The sequence below is a fragment of the Streptomyces sp. NPDC044003 genome (genome assembly GCF_056435185.1).
Genome location: NZ_JBWKFA010000002.1, coordinates 125,787 through 138,977 on the forward strand (window position 1 = coordinate 125,787; position 13,191 = coordinate 138,977).

At 70.3% G+C, this 13,191-nt stretch carries 17 protein-coding genes, 1 tRNA gene and 1 riboswitch; of the genes, 11 read left to right on the forward strand and 7 right to left on the reverse strand.

Annotated features, from left to right (window positions below):
• Window positions 1–239 precede the first annotated feature (239 nt).
• Window positions 240–1,547, reverse strand: a complete 1,308-nt coding sequence (locus AC07AW_RS07225; RefSeq protein WP_478814490.1) for a PTS transporter subunit EIIC — start codon at window positions 1,545–1,547, stop codon at window positions 240–242.
• A gap of 214 nt (window positions 1,548–1,761) precedes the next feature.
• Between AC07AW_RS07225 and AC07AW_RS07230 the strand changes: the two genes are divergently transcribed.
• From AC07AW_RS07230 to rdgB, 4 genes are all read left to right on the forward strand, one after another.
• Window positions 1,762–1,995, forward strand: a complete 234-nt coding sequence (locus AC07AW_RS07230) for a PTS sugar transporter subunit IIB (RefSeq protein ID WP_041129428.1) — start codon at window positions 1,762–1,764, stop codon at window positions 1,993–1,995.
• 76 nt (window positions 1,996–2,071) lie between these two features.
• Window positions 2,072–2,803 (forward strand): ribonuclease PH, encoded by a 732-nt coding sequence (rph, locus tag AC07AW_RS07235; RefSeq protein ID WP_392153590.1) that lies wholly within the window; start codon window positions 2,072–2,074, stop codon window positions 2,801–2,803.
• Between the two features lie 91 nt (window positions 2,804–2,894).
• Window positions 2,895–3,275, forward strand: coding sequence for a hypothetical protein (locus AC07AW_RS07240; RefSeq protein WP_392153592.1), 381 nt, complete (start codon window positions 2,895–2,897; stop codon window positions 3,273–3,275).
• An 8-nt stretch (window positions 3,276–3,283) separates the two neighbouring features.
• Window positions 3,284–3,892 (forward strand): RdgB/HAM1 family non-canonical purine NTP pyrophosphatase, encoded by a 609-nt coding sequence (gene rdgB, locus AC07AW_RS07245; RefSeq protein ID WP_478814491.1) that lies wholly within the window; start codon window positions 3,284–3,286, stop codon window positions 3,890–3,892.
• Window positions 3,893–3,948: 56 nt separating this feature from the next.
• Here rdgB and AC07AW_RS07250 read toward each other — a convergent pair.
• The 4 genes from AC07AW_RS07250 to AC07AW_RS07265 form a co-directional block, all read right to left on the reverse strand.
• Window positions 3,949–4,024: transfer RNA gene (locus AC07AW_RS07250), tRNA-Leu, on the reverse strand.
• A gap of 15 nt (window positions 4,025–4,039) precedes the next feature.
• Window positions 4,040–4,696 carry an HNH endonuclease signature motif containing protein gene (locus AC07AW_RS07255; RefSeq protein ID WP_478814492.1) on the reverse strand — a complete coding sequence of 219 codons (657 nt, stop codon included), beginning with the start codon at window positions 4,694–4,696 and terminating at the stop codon, window positions 4,040–4,042.
• Window positions 4,693–5,334, reverse strand: coding sequence for an HNH endonuclease signature motif containing protein (locus AC07AW_RS07260; protein ID WP_478814493.1), 642 nt, complete (start codon window positions 5,332–5,334; stop codon window positions 4,693–4,695). The genes AC07AW_RS07255 and AC07AW_RS07260 overlap by 4 nt, the downstream gene beginning before the upstream one ends.
• A gap of 104 nt (window positions 5,335–5,438) precedes the next feature.
• On the reverse strand, window positions 5,439–6,197 hold the full coding sequence (locus AC07AW_RS07265) for a DeoR/GlpR family DNA-binding transcription regulator (RefSeq protein WP_478814494.1): 759 nt from the start codon (window positions 6,195–6,197) through the stop codon (window positions 5,439–5,441).
• 49 nt (window positions 6,198–6,246) lie between these two features.
• Here AC07AW_RS07265 and AC07AW_RS07270 point away from each other — a divergent pair, with 49 nt between their 5' ends.
• Window positions 6,247–6,633 carry a DUF4406 domain-containing protein gene (locus AC07AW_RS07270; protein ID WP_478814495.1) on the forward strand — a complete coding sequence of 129 codons (387 nt, stop codon included), beginning with the start codon at window positions 6,247–6,249 and terminating at the stop codon, window positions 6,631–6,633.
• The gene (locus AC07AW_RS07275) at window positions 6,630–7,301 is read left to right on the forward strand and encodes an NUDIX domain-containing protein (RefSeq protein ID WP_478814496.1); all 672 of its coding nucleotides are present in this window, start codon (window positions 6,630–6,632) and stop codon (window positions 7,299–7,301) included. Before AC07AW_RS07270 ends, AC07AW_RS07275 begins: the two co-directional genes overlap by 4 nt.
• Before the next feature lie 64 nt (window positions 7,302–7,365).
• On the opposite strand, the gene bcp is transcribed toward AC07AW_RS07275, so the two are convergent.
• Entirely contained in the window at window positions 7,366–7,833 is a 468-nt protein-coding gene (gene bcp / locus AC07AW_RS07280) for a thioredoxin-dependent thiol peroxidase (RefSeq protein WP_478814497.1), read from the reverse strand.
• Window positions 7,834–7,968: 135 nt separating this feature from the next.
• Between bcp and AC07AW_RS07285 the strand changes: the two genes are divergently transcribed.
• The 3 genes from AC07AW_RS07285 (at window position 7,969) to AC07AW_RS07295 (ending at window position 9,189) form a co-directional block, all read left to right on the forward strand.
• Entirely contained in the window at window positions 7,969–8,289 is a 321-nt protein-coding gene (locus AC07AW_RS07285) for a DUF3618 domain-containing protein (protein ID WP_478815299.1), read from the forward strand.
• A 46-nt stretch (window positions 8,290–8,335) separates the two neighbouring features.
• A complete protein-coding gene (locus AC07AW_RS07290; protein WP_478814498.1) occupies window positions 8,336–8,674 on the forward strand; it encodes a GroES family chaperonin in 339 nt (112 codons plus the stop codon).
• Between the two features lie 71 nt (window positions 8,675–8,745).
• Window positions 8,746–8,836, forward strand: a riboswitch (guanidine-III (ykkC-III) riboswitch).
• A 32-nt stretch (window positions 8,837–8,868) separates the two neighbouring features.
• Window positions 8,869–9,189, forward strand: a complete 321-nt coding sequence (locus AC07AW_RS07295; protein ID WP_369144463.1) for a DMT family transporter — start codon at window positions 8,869–8,871, stop codon at window positions 9,187–9,189.
• Here the strand turns inward: AC07AW_RS07295 and AC07AW_RS07300 are convergent.
• Window positions 9,183–11,342 (reverse strand): transglycosylase domain-containing protein, encoded by a 2,160-nt coding sequence (locus AC07AW_RS07300; RefSeq protein ID WP_478814499.1) that lies wholly within the window; start codon window positions 11,340–11,342, stop codon window positions 9,183–9,185. The genes AC07AW_RS07295 and AC07AW_RS07300 overlap by 7 nt on opposite strands.
• Before the next feature lie 230 nt (window positions 11,343–11,572).
• On the opposite strand from AC07AW_RS07300, the gene AC07AW_RS07305 reads away from it, so the two are divergent.
• Together AC07AW_RS07305 and AC07AW_RS07310 are read left to right on the forward strand one after the other, a co-directional pair.
• Window positions 11,573–12,373: an ABC transporter permease gene (locus AC07AW_RS07305; protein WP_478815300.1), complete on the forward strand. Its 801-nt coding sequence runs from the start codon at window positions 11,573–11,575 to the stop codon at window positions 12,371–12,373.
• Window positions 12,374–12,407: 34 nt separating this feature from the next.
• On the forward strand, window positions 12,408–13,184 hold the full coding sequence (locus AC07AW_RS07310) for an ABC transporter permease (RefSeq protein ID WP_478815301.1): 777 nt from the start codon (window positions 12,408–12,410) through the stop codon (window positions 13,182–13,184).
• Window positions 13,185–13,191: the final 7 nt, after the last annotated feature.

Genomic DNA, 13,191 nt, shown 5'->3' on the forward strand with positions numbered 1-13,191 from the left:
GGAGGCGACGTCTCGTGGAACGCGGTGGTCTGGACCGCGTGGTCTACACCAATGAGTGGTGTAGACCAGTTGTAGCACGTGAGACTTAGATAAGGAACCTGCGAATTTTGTGTACTCAGCCATAGCCGGAGATGCACGACAAAAGACCCCCGGACGGTCAGGTCCAGGGGCCTTTGACGGGCCTTACGAGGGGGTCGAAAGCCCCGAAAGCGGGCGGGCTTCAGCGCGTGATCGCGGGGCTACTTGACGTTGTCGCGCTCGATCTCCTCCTCGATCTCGTCCGGCTCGCGGCCGGGCGTCTGGAGGTTGAACTTGGTGATCGCGAACCGGAAGATCGCGTAGTACACGACCGCGAACCCGAGCCCGATCGGAATGATCAGCCACGGTTTCGTCGCGAGGTTCCAGTTGATCACGTAGTCGATCAGGCCGGCCGAGAAGCTGAATCCGTCCTTCACGCCGAGCGCCCAGGTCAGCGCCATCGAGACGCCGGTCAGGAGTGCGTGGATCACATAGAGCGGCGGCGCGACGAAGAGGAACGAGTACTCGATCGGCTCGGTGATGCCCGTGACGAACGAGGTCAGGGCGACCGAGAGCATCATGCCGCCGACCGCCTTGCGGCGGTTCGGCTTCGCGGTGTGGGTGATCGCGAGCGCCGCGGCCGGCAGCGCGAACATCATGATCGGGAAGAAGCCCGTCAGGAACTGACCGGCGTTCGGGTCGCCCGCGAGGAACATCGGGATGTCGCCGTGGACCACCGTGCCGTCCGGCTTGGTGTACGTGCCGAACTGGAACCAGATGGGCACGTTCAGGAACTGGTGCAGGCCGATGACGAGCAGCGCGCGGTTCGCGAGGCCGAAGATGCCCGAACCCCAGGCGCCCAGCCCGACCAGCCAGTCGCTGAAGTTCTCCAGGCCGTCGCCGATCGGCGGCCAGACCCACAGGCAGATCGAGGCGAACGCGATCGCCACGAACGTCATGATGATCGGCACGAGCCGGCGGCCGTTGAAGAAGCCGAGCCAGTCGACCAGCTTCGTCCGGTGATAGCGCTGCCAGAACCAGGCCGCCATCAGGCCCATGATGATGCCGCCGAAGACGCCGGGGTTCTGGTACGTGTAACCGCTGAAGGCCTCCTCGGGCGAGAGGCAGCCGCCGCTGACGTCCACCGTGCCCGTCGGGCAGTCCTTCGGGAACTGGCGCAGCACGTTGTAGTAGACGAGGAAGCCGACCACGGCCGCCAGCGCGGTCGAGCCGTCCGCCTTCTTCGCCATGCCGATCGCGACGCCGATGCAGAAAAGCAGGGGAAGACCGAGACTGCCGTCGAGCAGCGCACCACCCGCGCCCGCCATCACCTTCGCGACGTTGTCCCAGCCCAGACCTTCGGCACCGAAGACGTCCGGCTGCCCGAGCCGGTTGATGATGCCGGCGGCCGGGAGGACGGCGATGGGGAGCTGGAGACTGCGGCCCATCTTCTGGAGGCCCTGGAAGAGGCCGCCCCAGGACAGGGACTTCTTGGGTTTCGGCGCGGCCGCAGAGCTGTCGGCACTCATCGGCGTCCTCCCTCCCCGGAACAACCCGGGTCCGCATCTCGTTGCACACTGGTGTAGACCAGTTGCGATAGGCTCCCGGGAGCCCGCTGAGGACAGGCCGCCGGTGATCGTCATCATTCGGTAGAACGGCCGCACTTGCTCGCGAAGTTGGGCCAACCGTGGGTTACCGTGACAACGCGGACCGTCGGTACGCAGAACGGACAGGGAGAAACACATGGCCAGCAAGGCTGAGAAGATCGTCGCCGGGCTCGGCGGCATCGACAACATCGAAGAGGTCGAAGGCTGCATCACCCGCCTGCGCACCGAGGTCGTGGACCCCGCTCTCGTCGACGAGGCCGCCCTGAAGGCCGCCGGCGCCCACGGCGTCGTGAAGATGGGCACCGCCATCCAGGTCGTCATCGGTACCGACGCAGACCCGATCGCCGCGGAGATCGAAGACCTGATGTGAGTCACTGACCCACATCGACGAGGGCCCGTTCCGGCAGGGGAACGGGCCCTCCGTCATGTCCGGCTAGGCTCGTCCCATGTCTCGCATCGACGGCCGTACCCCCGAACAGCTCCGCCCCGTCACCATCGAACGCGGCTGGAGCAAGCACGCCGAGGGCTCCGTCCTCATCTCCTTCGGCGACACCAAGGTCTTCTGCACCGCCTCCGTCACCGAAGGCGTCCCGCGCTGGCGCAAGGGCAGCGGCGAGGGCTGGGTCACCGGTGAGTACTCCATGCTCCCCCGCGCCACCAACACCCGCGGCGACCGCGAATCCGTCCGCGGCAAGATCGGCGGCCGCACCCACGAGATCTCCCGCCTGATCGGCCGCTCCCTGCGCGCCGTCATCGACTACAAGGCCCTCGGCGAGAACACCGTCGTCCTCGACTGCGACGTCCTCCAGGCCGACGGCGGCACCCGCACCGCCGCCATCACCGGCGCGTACGTCGCCCTCGCCGACGCCGTGGCCTGGGCCCAGGGCAAGAAGCTGGTCAAGGCCGGCCGCAAGCCCCTCACCGGCACCATCGCGGCGGTGTCGGTGGGCATCGTCGACGGCGTCCCCCTCCTCGACCTCTGCTACGAGGAGGACGTCCGCGCCGACACCGACATGAACGTCGTCTGCACCGGCGACGGCCGCTTCGTCGAGGTCCAGGGCACCGCCGAGGCCGAGCCCTTCGACCGCAAGGAGCTCAACGCCCTCCTCGACCTGGCCTCCGGCGGCTGCGCCGAACTCGCCGAGATCCAGCGCAAGGCCCTCGAAGGAACCCTCTGACGGTCGACTGCGTCCTGACGGGCGGGCCTGCGGATAAGCTCCGTGGGCCCGCCCGTCCGCATGTCCGTCCATACCTGGGGGAGAACCCGCCTTGAAGCGCCGCATAGCACTCACCGTGGCCACGGCCGCCGCGCTCACCACCGTCCTGAGCGGCTGCGGAGCCATCGACACGGCCATGGACTGCGTCAAGACCGCCGACGCGATCGCCACCTCCGTGCAGAACCTCCAGCAGGCGGTCTCCAACGCGTCCAACGACGTCACGCAGATCGAGGAGTCCCTGAACTCGATCTCCACCGAACTCGGCAACCTCAAGAACACCACGGACAACGCCGACCTCTCGAAGGCCGTCGACGACCTCACCAAGGGCGTGGACTCCGTCCGCACCGCGGTCAAGAACGGCGACACCACCCCGGACATCACGCCGATCACCGACGCGGCCGGCGAGGTGGCCAAGGTCTGCACCCCGGGATAATCGGGGGCATGACCCGACAGCGCCTGATCCTCGCCACCCGCAACGCGGGCAAGATCACCGAACTCCACGCGATCCTCGCCGACGCGGGCCTCGACCTCGAACTCGTCGGCGCGGACGCGTACCCGGAGATCCCCGACGTCAAGGAAACGGGCGTGACCTTCGCGGAGAACGCCCTCCTCAAGGCCCACGCCCTCGCCCGGGCCACCGGCCTCCCGGCCGTCGCCGACGACTCGGGCCTCTGCGTCGACGTCCTGAACGGCGCCCCCGGCATCTTCTCCGCCCGCTGGGCGGGAGCCCACGGCGACGACAAGGCCAACCTGAACCTCCTGCTGGCCCAGCTGTCGGACATCGACGACACCCACCGAGGCGCCCACTTCGCCTGCGCGGCGGCCCTGGCCCTCCCGGACGGCACGGAGCGGGTGGTCGAAGGCCGCATGGAGGGCACCCTCCGCCACGCCCCCGTCGGCACGAACGGCTTCGGCTACGACCCGATCCTCCAGCCGGAGGGCCACGAGGTCACCTGCGCGGAACTGACCCCGGCGCAGAAGAACGCGATCAGCCACCGGGGCAAGGCGTTCCGGGCCCTGGTACCGGTGGTGAAGGAGCTGCTGGGCTGACCGCGAAGCGGAGGGGCCCGTCACCTTGAGAATCGGAAGGTGACGGGCCCCTGCGGTGGTACGCCCGGTCGGATTCGAACCGACATACACGACCACCTAAAGATCGTCGCTCACCGGGTGGCGTACGGGCGCACGCTGTGCACGGCCTTACTTTACCCGGCGCCCGCCACGGCACCAGGTGTCAGTGACTGCATGACAGTTGGGGCACAGCAGCCGCAGGTTCTCGCGCCGGTCGTCGCTCCAGTCTCCGTTGATGTGATCGACCTCCAGTGTGATCGATTTCCCGAACCACTCGGGCCCGATGCCGCACTTGCCGCACTCCTCGGGCACACCCACCTCACGGAGCGCCCGCCGGAGCAGGTGGGTCCTAGTCCTGCGTTTCCCGTCGTGCCGGACCAGGAGCTCCACGGCGGGCTTGGTCGCCCCGGGCTTGTCCCGTTGGTGTGCCTGCCCCAGGAAGTGGGAGGTGGTCAGGCCGGCCTCCGCTGTCCATTGCAGGAACAGCGCACGCATCTGTCCGCTGTCCGGCCTGCCCAGAAGGCGCAGGGCGCCGGCGATGGAGAGCGACCCCTCGACCGCGCTCCGCAGGTCTTCCAGCGCCGGGCGCGGTGGCGGTCCGCTGCGCCGCCGCCGGTGAGGAAAGTGCGAGATGTCGATGCCGTAGTGGGCGAAGCGCTTCAGGAGGTAACGGCGGAGCTTGTCGTACGGCTGTACGCGGAAGAAGTCCATGACCTCGTCGATGTCCGCGCACTGGGCCGCCGCCTCGGCAAGGCGCTCGCGTGTGTAGCGGATGCCCTCCCTCACCGGGCGCGTCCCCTTCCTCGTCCCCGGTAGTTGTCCGTCGCGGAGTGACAGTTGGGGCAGAGGAACCGCAGGTTCTCGATGCGGTTGTTCCGCCAGTCACCGTCAATGTGGTCGATCTCCAGCGGGAGCGGGCAGCCGAGCCACATGGCTTCGTTGCCGCACATCGCACATTGCCTCCGCATTCCCGACTCCAACATCGCCCAGGAAAGGCGGTCGCTCGGAATGCGCCGGGCCTGCGGGCCGGTCTGCTCGACGAGCAAGCCCTCAGGTGTCCGGGGGCGTCGGACCTCGCCTCGCCGTGACGGTGCGCGGAAGTGCGAGGTGTCGATGCCGTACGCCTTGATTCGGCGGCTGATGTGCGTGTGCTGCCCGCCCACGATCTCCACCCCCAGCCTGCGCAGCACCTCGCACGTGTTCGTGGAAGCCGCCACCGCCTCCTCCAGAACCTCCCGCGTCCACCGCACCCCCTCCCGCTCGAAGTGTGACGTGTCCACCCCCAGCTTCCGCATGCGGTCGAGAAGGTACCGCCGGGAACCGCTCCTCGGGTCCACCCCCAACCTCTCCAGCGCCTCCGTCAGCGTCCGCGCCCCTCGCGTCGCCGACTCCAGCCGTTCCTTCGTGTACGCGCTCGTCCCCATAGAGCTCCCTCCCCAGTACGGATCTCGTACGGACTAACGAGCCGAATATCGGACGGTCACGTCATAACGCGTACGAATATCGCGTTGGGGGCGGGGTGGGCTCGTCAGTCGGCCCTCAGGACCTCGATCTCGCGCGCCACGAGCTGTTCGATCACCGGGTCGTCCTGGGGCGCGTCCGTGATCAGGCCCGTGATGTCCTCCCAGGGCAGGACCCGGAACCGTGAGGCCGTGCCGATCTTCTCCGAGGAGGCGAGGACGTACGTGTCCGCGGCCCGCGCCGCCAGGGCGCGCTTCATCGCGGCTTCCTCCGCGTCGCCGGTCGTCAGGCCCGCCTCGGGATGCACCCCCGTGACGCCGAGCAGGCACAGGTCGGCGGAGACGTTCTGCGCGGCCTCGACCGCGGCCGCGCCGCAGGCGACCGCCGAGTGCTTGAAGATGCGTCCGCCGAGCAGGAAGACCTCCGCCCGGGGGTGGTCGAGCAGGGCCGCCGCGATCGTCGGGCTGTGCGTGATCACCGTGCAGTCCAGGTCCTGCGGGAGGGCCTGGGCCACGGCCAGCGCGGTGGTGCCGCCGTCGAGGATCACGGCGCCGCCGGGCCGTACGAGTCCGGCGGCCACCGCGGCGACCTTTCGTTTGCCGTCCGGGGCCACGGTCTGCCGGGCCCGGTAGTCGACGACGGCCGGCGACACGGGCAGCGCTCCGCCGTAGACCCGCTGGCACAGTCCCTCGGCCGCGAGGTCGCGCAGGTCGCGCCGCACGCTGTCCTCGGAGATCCCCAACGCCGCGGCGACGTCCTTGGCGACGATCTTGCCCTCGCGGGCGAGCAGATCCAGCAGATGGTCACGCCGTTCGGCAGCCAGCATCCGTACTCTCTCCTGTTCTTGCACGTTTCTGCATGTATCGTAGCGCGCCATGAACGACGACAAGCCGATGCTCATCCTCATCGCCGGGCCCTACCGCTCCGGTACCGGCGGCGCCCCGCAGGCCATGGCCGCCAACCTCGCCCGTCTCGAAGAGGCCGCGTGGCCCGTCTTCGCGGCCGGTCACCTGCCCGTGATCGGTGAGTGGATCGCCCTGCCGGTCCTGCACTCGGCCGGCGCCGGCCCCACCGACCCCCTCGCCGACCAGGTCCTCTACCCGGCCGCCGACCGTCTCCTCGCCCACTGCGACGCCGTGCTGCGCCTGCCCGGCGAGTCCGCCGGAGCCGACCAGGACGTCGCCACCGCCCGCCGTCGCGGCCTGCCGGTCTACAGCGACGTGGCCCAGATCCCGTCCCGTGTCCCGCGGGAGGCCGCGTGACCTCCCGCCCCGGCGTCGACACCCCCGACCATCGTGGCCGCACCGGCCTCGACCGGGCCGGACGCGGCCTCGACCGCAATCCCGACGTCGTCGTCCGTGACGTCGAGCTCACCTCCCAGGGCTGGCACGTCCTGCGCCGCACGACCTTCGACTACCGCCGCCGCGACGGGCGCCGGGTGACCCAGCAGCGCGAGACGTACGACCGCGGCAACGGCGCGGTCGTCCTGCCGTACGACACCGAGCGCGGCCGCGTTCTGCTCACCCGCCAGTTCCGCTACCCCGCCTACGTCAACGACCACCCCGACGGCATGCTCGTCGAAGCCGCCGCGGGGCTGCTCGACGCGGACGACCCGCCGGCCGCCGTCCGCCGCGAGAGCGCCGAGGAGCTCGGCGTCACCCTCGGCCCCCTCACCCACGTCCTCGACGCCTACATGAGCCCCGGCTCCGTCACCGAGCGCCTCCACTTCTTCGCCGCCCCCTACACCCCGGCCGACCGGACCGGGCCCGGTGGCGGCCTCGAGGAGGACGGTGAGGACATCGAGGTCCTCGAACTGCCCTTCGCCGAGGCCCTCGCCATGACCCGGGACGGGCGCATCGTCGACGGCAAGACCGTTCTGCTCCTGCAGTGGGCGGCCCTGGACGGCCCCTTCGCCCCCACGGCCGGCTGACGCGCGCCTCGCACACGCCGAAGGCCCACCCCCGTGGGGGTGGGCCTTCGGGAGGGCGGCGGACTCAGACGCCCAGGTCCTTGATGATCTTGGCGACGTGGCCCGTGGCCTTCACGTTGTAGAAGGCGTGCTCGATCCGGCCCTCCTCGTCGACCACGACGGTCGAGCGGATCACGCCCGTCACGACCTTGCCGTACAGCTTCTTCTCGCCGAAGGCGCCGTACGCCGCCAGGGTCTCCTTCGACGGGTCGCCGACCAGCGTGACCTTCAGGTTCTCCTTCTCGCGGAACTTCGCGAGCTTCTCCGGCTTGTCGGGGGAGACGCCGATGACGTCGTAGCCGGCGGCGGCCAGGACGTCGAGGTTGTCGGTGAAGTCGCACGCCTGCTTGGTGCAGCCCGGGGTGAGCGCCGCCGGGTAGAAGTAGACGATGACCTTGCGACCCTTGTGGTCCGCGAGGGAGACCTCGTTGCCGTCCGCGTCGGGAAGGGTGAAGGCGGGGGCGGTGTCGCCGGGCTGCAGTCGCTCGCTCATGGCTGGCTCTCCTCGGAATGTTCGCGTACGCATTTCAGAGCCTAATGGGGTCTCATGGGGGTCTGGGGCGACCTGATCGCGGCGGAGCTGACAGACTGGCCGTCAACGACTGATTACGACTACGGAGGCAGCGCGGTGTCGGAGGCCAGGACCCCTGCGCAGATCGAGGCGGACATCGTCCGCCGGCGCGAGCAGCTCGCCGTCACTCTCGACGAGATCGGCATTCGGATGCACCCGAAGACGATCATCGGGGACGCCAAGGCGAAGGTCGCCTCGACGGTCGACCAGACGGCCGGACGCGCCTTCGTCGCCGTCAACCGGGTCGTCTCGGACGTGAAGGCCCGCTTCGTCCACGAGGACGGCGCGCCCCGCCTGGAGCGGGTCGTTCCGGCGGCCGTCGTGGCCCTGGCCGTCGTCGGGCTCCTCGTCTCCTCCTCGCGGAGGAACAAGGCGTGACCCTCCCCGGCGGCGGGCTACACGCCCGGGCAGGTAGGTTCACTTCGTGAGCGAGAACACGCACGACAAGCTGCCCATCCGGATGCTCCACGACCGGGTCCTGGTCCGCACCGACTCCCCGGAGGGGGAGCGGCGTTCCGGCGGCGGCATCCTGATCCCCGCGACGGCCGCCGTGGGCCGCCGTCTCGCCTGGGCCGAGGTGGTCGCGGTCGGCCAGAACGTCCGTACCGTCGAGATCGGCGACCGGGTGCTGTACGACCCCGAGGACCGTGCCGAGGTCGAGGTGCGGGGTGTCGCGTACGTCCTGATGCGTGAGCGCGATCTGCACGCGGTGGCCGCGGACCGGTTCCTGGGGGCCACGGACTCGACCGGGCTCTACCTGTAGCGAAGAAGCTGTAGCGAAGAAGCGTACGAAGGCCCTGGTGACCGGAGTCACCAGGGCCTCTGCCTGTTCTTTGCTAGCCTGGAGACACCCCGACGAGACGCGCCGTACCGGGTCCACCCGACTGGGTCCATCCCTACTGGGTTCATGACAAGACGACGCACCCCTGTTGATCCGTCTCGCGGAGGTGTCTCGTCATGGCCTGGGTGCTGCTGATCGTCGCCGGTCTGCTCGAAGTCGGCTGGTCCATCGGCATGAAGTACACCGACGGCTTCACCCGGCTCTGGCCGAGCGTGTTCACCGGCGCGGGGATCGTCGCCTCCATGATGCTGCTGTCGCAGGCGGCCAAGACGCTGCCGATCGGTACGGCGTACGGCGTGTGGGTCGGCATCGGCGCGGCCGGTGCGGCGGTGCTCGGCATGGTGGTGCTGGGTGAGCCGGCGACCGCCGCCCGGATCTTCTTCGTCTGTCTGCTGCTCGTCGCCGTGGTGGGGCTCAAGGCGACCAGCGGTCACTGAGCGGCGGGTCTGCGGGAGGGGCCGGGGCTCCGTGAGGCCGCTCCCGGTCCCGCCTCGCCCGCCTCACCCGCCTCGCCCGTCTCGTACCAGCCCTCCGGCCCGTCCGGCACGGGCGGCACCGGCGGCGCCTCCGCCCCCGGCATCAGCCGGAGCTCGAAGTCCCGGGCCGGTGCTCCGGCCAGGGCTTCGCGGGTGAACCGGCCCCAGATCTCGGCCGGCACCCCGCCGCCGTTGACGCGCGGCTGGCCGAGCGCGCCGTACAGCGGTTCCTGCGATCCCGACTCGGGGTCCTGGCCCATGACCGCGACGACCGTCGCGAGCTCCGGGGTGTAGCCGGCGAACCAGGCGGCCTTGTCGTCCTCCGCCGTGCCCGTCTTGCCCGCCGCCGGGCGTCCGGCGGCCTGTGCGGCCGTGCCCGTCCCGGTCTCGACGACGCTCCGCAGGATCGACGTGGTGGTGTCGGCGGCCTCGCGGCTCACTGCCTGCCGGCGGGCGACGGCCGGGAGCTCCACCTCCTGGCCGTTCCTGCTGATCTCCTCGACGAGGGAGTACGTGCCGTTCCGGCCGTGCGCGGCGAGCGTCGCGTACGCCGAGGCCATGTCGAGGACGCTGGCGGTGGCGGGGCCGAGGGCGATGGAGGGGGAGGCGGTGAGGTCGGGGGTGGTGCCGGGCACGCCGAGGGCGATCGCGGTGCGCCGGACGTGCGCGGGGCCGACGTCGACGGCCATCTGGGCGTAGACGGCGTTCACGGACAGGTCGGTGGCGGCGCCGACGGCGATGTCGCCGTAGCTGGCGTCGTCCTCGTTGGCGGGGTCGTACGGGCTGCCGTTCCACCCTTCCACCGGGCGGCGGTTGGTGCCGTCGTAGACGGTGTACGGGGTGATGGGCCGGCCCTGCTGGGTCTGGGCGCCGTTCTGGACGGCGGCCGTGAAGACGAAGGGCTTGAAGGTGGAGCCGACCTGGTAGTCGCGGCGGGTGGCGTTGTTGACGTACTGCTGGGTGTAGTCGACGCCGCCGTACATGGCGAGGACCTTGCCGTTCGCCGGGTCGACGGCCGCGGCCCCGACCCGTACGTACCGGTCGGTGGGGGCGTTCGCCGGGTCCAGCCGGGAGACGACCCGCTCCTCGACGGCGTCGACGAGGGCCTCCTGCTTGGCGGGCTCCAGGGTGGTGGTGATGCGGAAGCCGCCGCCGGCGAGGGTCTTCTCGTCGACGATCCCGTGGTCCGTGAGGTACTCCTCGACGGCCTGGACGAGGTAGCCGCGCTGGCCGGAGAGGGCGATCGCGGCGCGGGCGGTCTGCGGGACGGGGAAGCGGGCGGCGGCGCGGGCCGCGGGGGAGAGCCAGCCCTCGCTGACCATGCCGTCGAGGACGTAGTGCCAGCGCGCGACGGCCTTGGTCCGGTTCTCGGGGTGGGTGGTGACGTCGTAGGCGCTGGGGGCCTTGAGCAGGGAGGCGAGGTACGCGCCTTCGGCGGTGTCGAGCCGCTCGACGTCCTTGCCGTAGTAGGCGCGGGCGGCGGCCTGGACGCCGTACGCGTTCCGGCCGAAGTAGCTGGTGTTCAGGTAGCCCTGGAGGATCTCCTCCTTGCTCTTCTCGCGGCCGAGTTTGATCGCGATGAAGAACTCCTTGGCCTTGCGGCTGAGGGTCTGTTCCTGGCCCAGGTAGTAGTTCTTGACGTACTGCTGGGTGATGGTGGAGCCGGACTGGCGGCCCTTGCCGGTGACGGTGTTCCAGGCGGCGCGGACCATGGCCTTGGGGTCGACGGCGCGCGAGGTGTGGAAGTCGCGCTCCTCGGCGGCGAGGACGGCCCGGCGGACGGCGAGCGGGACCTGGTCGAGGCGGACGTTCTCGCGGTTGACCTCGCCGTCGCGGGCGAGGGGGGTGCCGTCCCGGTAGAGGTAGACGTTGGACTGGGCGACGGCGGCGGCGTTGGCGGGCGGGATCTCCACCAGGAGGTAGCCGGCGACGAAGGCGCCGGCGAGCAGCAGCGTGCCGAGCAGGAGGAGCCCGAGGAGGGTCCGCAGGACGCGCCGGAGGCGTCGGGGGCGGCGGCGTCCCGCGGGGCCGGGGAGGGTGGGGTCCCGCGGTTCCCAGCCGCTCGGGTAGGGGTCGTCGTCGCTCGTACCGCTCGTGTCGGAGGAAGGGGACATGGCATCACATACTGCACGGATTGCGGCGAAACTCCCCGGAAATCTCCCAAGCGACCCGAAGGTGGCGCGAAAACCGCTCGCGGCGCGCCGGACGAAGCCACTAGGGTCGTGCGCTTCGCCGTTTCGCCGTTTCGCCGCTTCCCGTCCTCCGTCCGCCACGCCGAAGCCACCAGGGTGGTGCGCCTCGCCGTTTCCCGTCTCCGCCCTCCACGCCGAAAGGGACCTTCATGCTGCGGCTGTACGCGACGGTGGCCGCGGGCGGCTTCCGTCGCTTCGCCACCTACCGCGTGGCCACGGCCGCGGGTGTCTTCACCAACAGCGTCTTCGGCTTCGTCCTCTCCGCCACCTACATCGCCCTCTGGGACGAACGGCCGCGGCTCGGCGGCTACTCCATGGACGACGCCCTCGCCTACGTGTGGATCGGCCAGGCGCTGATCACCGTCTGCGGCCTGATGGGCGGCGGCTTCGAGGACGAGCTGATCGAGCGGATCAGAACCGGTGACATCGCCGTCGACCTCTACCGCCCCGCCGACCTCCAGGCCTGGTGGTTCTCGGCCAACGCCGGCCGCTCCGCCTTCCAGCTGCTCGGCCGGGGCGTCGCCCCGATGGCCCTCGGGGCGCTCGTCTTCGACTTCACCCTGCCGCCGGGGCCGGGCGCGTGGCTCGCGTTCCTGCTCGCGGTGGCGCTGGGCTCGGTCGTCGGCTTCGCGATCTGGTACCTGGTGGCGATGAGCGCGTTCTGGCTGCTCGACGGCCAGGGGGTGGTGCAGGTGGCCTGGCTGGGCGGCCTGTTCTTCTCGGGGATGCTGCTGCCGCTGAACGTCTTCCCGGGCGCGCTCGGCGAGCTCGCGCGGATGCTGCCGTGGGCGTCGCTGCTCCAGGTGCCGGCCGATGTGTACCTGGGGAGGTACGAGGGCTGGGAACTGGCGGGGGCGTACGCCTTCCAGGGCTGCTGGGCACTGGTCCTGCTGGGCGCGGGGAGGGCGGCGCAGGCGGCGGCGACGAGGAAGGTGGTGGTGCAGGGTGGCTAGGTCCTCCACGGCCGACTCGTGGCGCACGTACCGGATGGTGGCGGGCATGTGGATCCGCTCCACGATGACGTACCGCTCGTCCTTCGCGCTGACCCTCTTCACCAGCTTCTGCGTCACCTTCTTCGACTTCGTCGTCATCCTGCTGATGTTCGGTCAGGTGCGGGGTCTTGGCGGGTTCTCGTTCGCGGAGGTCGCCCTGTTGTACGGGACGGCGGGCACGTCGTTCGGGATCGCGGACCTGACGATGGGCTCGCTCCAGCGGATGGGGAAGCGGGTCAGGGACGGTTCGCTCGACACGTTCCTGATGCGCCCGGCGCCGCTGCTCGCGCAGGTCGCGGCGGACAAGTTCGCGCTGCGGCGGTTCGGCAGGGTCGCGCAGGGCCTGATGGTCCTGGTCTGGAGCCTTCTCCTGCTGGATCTGGAGTGGACGCCGCTGAAGGTGGTGCTGCTGCCGGTGACGGTGGTGTGCGGGGCGGTGATCTTCGGCGCGGTGATGGTGGTGGGCGCGTCGGCCCTGTTCTGGATCCAGGATGCGGCGGAGGTGACGAACTCCTTCACGTACGGCGGGAACACGCTCCTCCAGTACCCGCCGACGATCTTCGCGCAGGAGCTGGTGCGGGGTGTCGTGTACGTCGTACCGCTGGCGTTCGTGAGCTGGCTGCCCGCGCTGTACGTGCTGGGGCGGCCGGCTCCGGCGGGGGTGCCGGACTGGGCGGCGTTCGTGTCGCCGCTGGTGGCGGCGGTGAGCTGCGGGGTCGCGGGGCTGGCGTGGCGCGCGGGAATCCGCTCGTACCGCTCGACGGGAAGCTGAACGCGTA

Bases quoted from the DNA above. Each gene is read 5' to 3' on its own strand.
- AC07AW_RS07225 (WP_478814490.1), bottom strand. From the start codon at position 1,547: ATGAGTGCCGACAGCTCTGCGGCCGCGCCGAAACCCAAGAAGTCCCTG.
- AC07AW_RS07230 (WP_041129428.1), top strand. From the start codon at position 1,762: ATGGCCAGCAAGGCTGAGAAGATCGTCGCCGGGCTCGGCGGCATCGAC.
- rph (WP_392153590.1), top strand. From the start codon at position 2,072: ATGTCTCGCATCGACGGCCGTACCCCCGAACAGCTCCGCCCCGTCACC.
- rdgB (WP_478814491.1), top strand. From the start codon at position 3,284: ATGACCCGACAGCGCCTGATCCTCGCCACCCGCAACGCGGGCAAGATC.
- AC07AW_RS07260 (WP_478814493.1), bottom strand. From the start codon at position 5,334: ATGGGGACGAGCGCGTACACGAAGGAACGGCTGGAGTCGGCGACGCGA.
- AC07AW_RS07265 (WP_478814494.1), bottom strand. From the start codon at position 6,197: ATGCTGGCTGCCGAACGGCGTGACCATCTGCTGGATCTGCTCGCCCGC.
- AC07AW_RS07270 (WP_478814495.1), top strand. From the start codon at position 6,247: ATGAACGACGACAAGCCGATGCTCATCCTCATCGCCGGGCCCTACCGC.
- bcp (WP_478814497.1), bottom strand. From the start codon at position 7,833: ATGAGCGAGCGACTGCAGCCCGGCGACACCGCCCCCGCCTTCACCCTT.
- AC07AW_RS07295 (WP_369144463.1), top strand. From the start codon at position 8,869: ATGGCCTGGGTGCTGCTGATCGTCGCCGGTCTGCTCGAAGTCGGCTGG.
- AC07AW_RS07300 (WP_478814499.1), bottom strand. From the start codon at position 11,342: ATGTCCCCTTCCTCCGACACGAGCGGTACGAGCGACGACGACCCCTAC.
- AC07AW_RS07310 (WP_478815301.1), top strand. From the start codon at position 12,408: ATGGTGGCGGGCATGTGGATCCGCTCCACGATGACGTACCGCTCGTCC.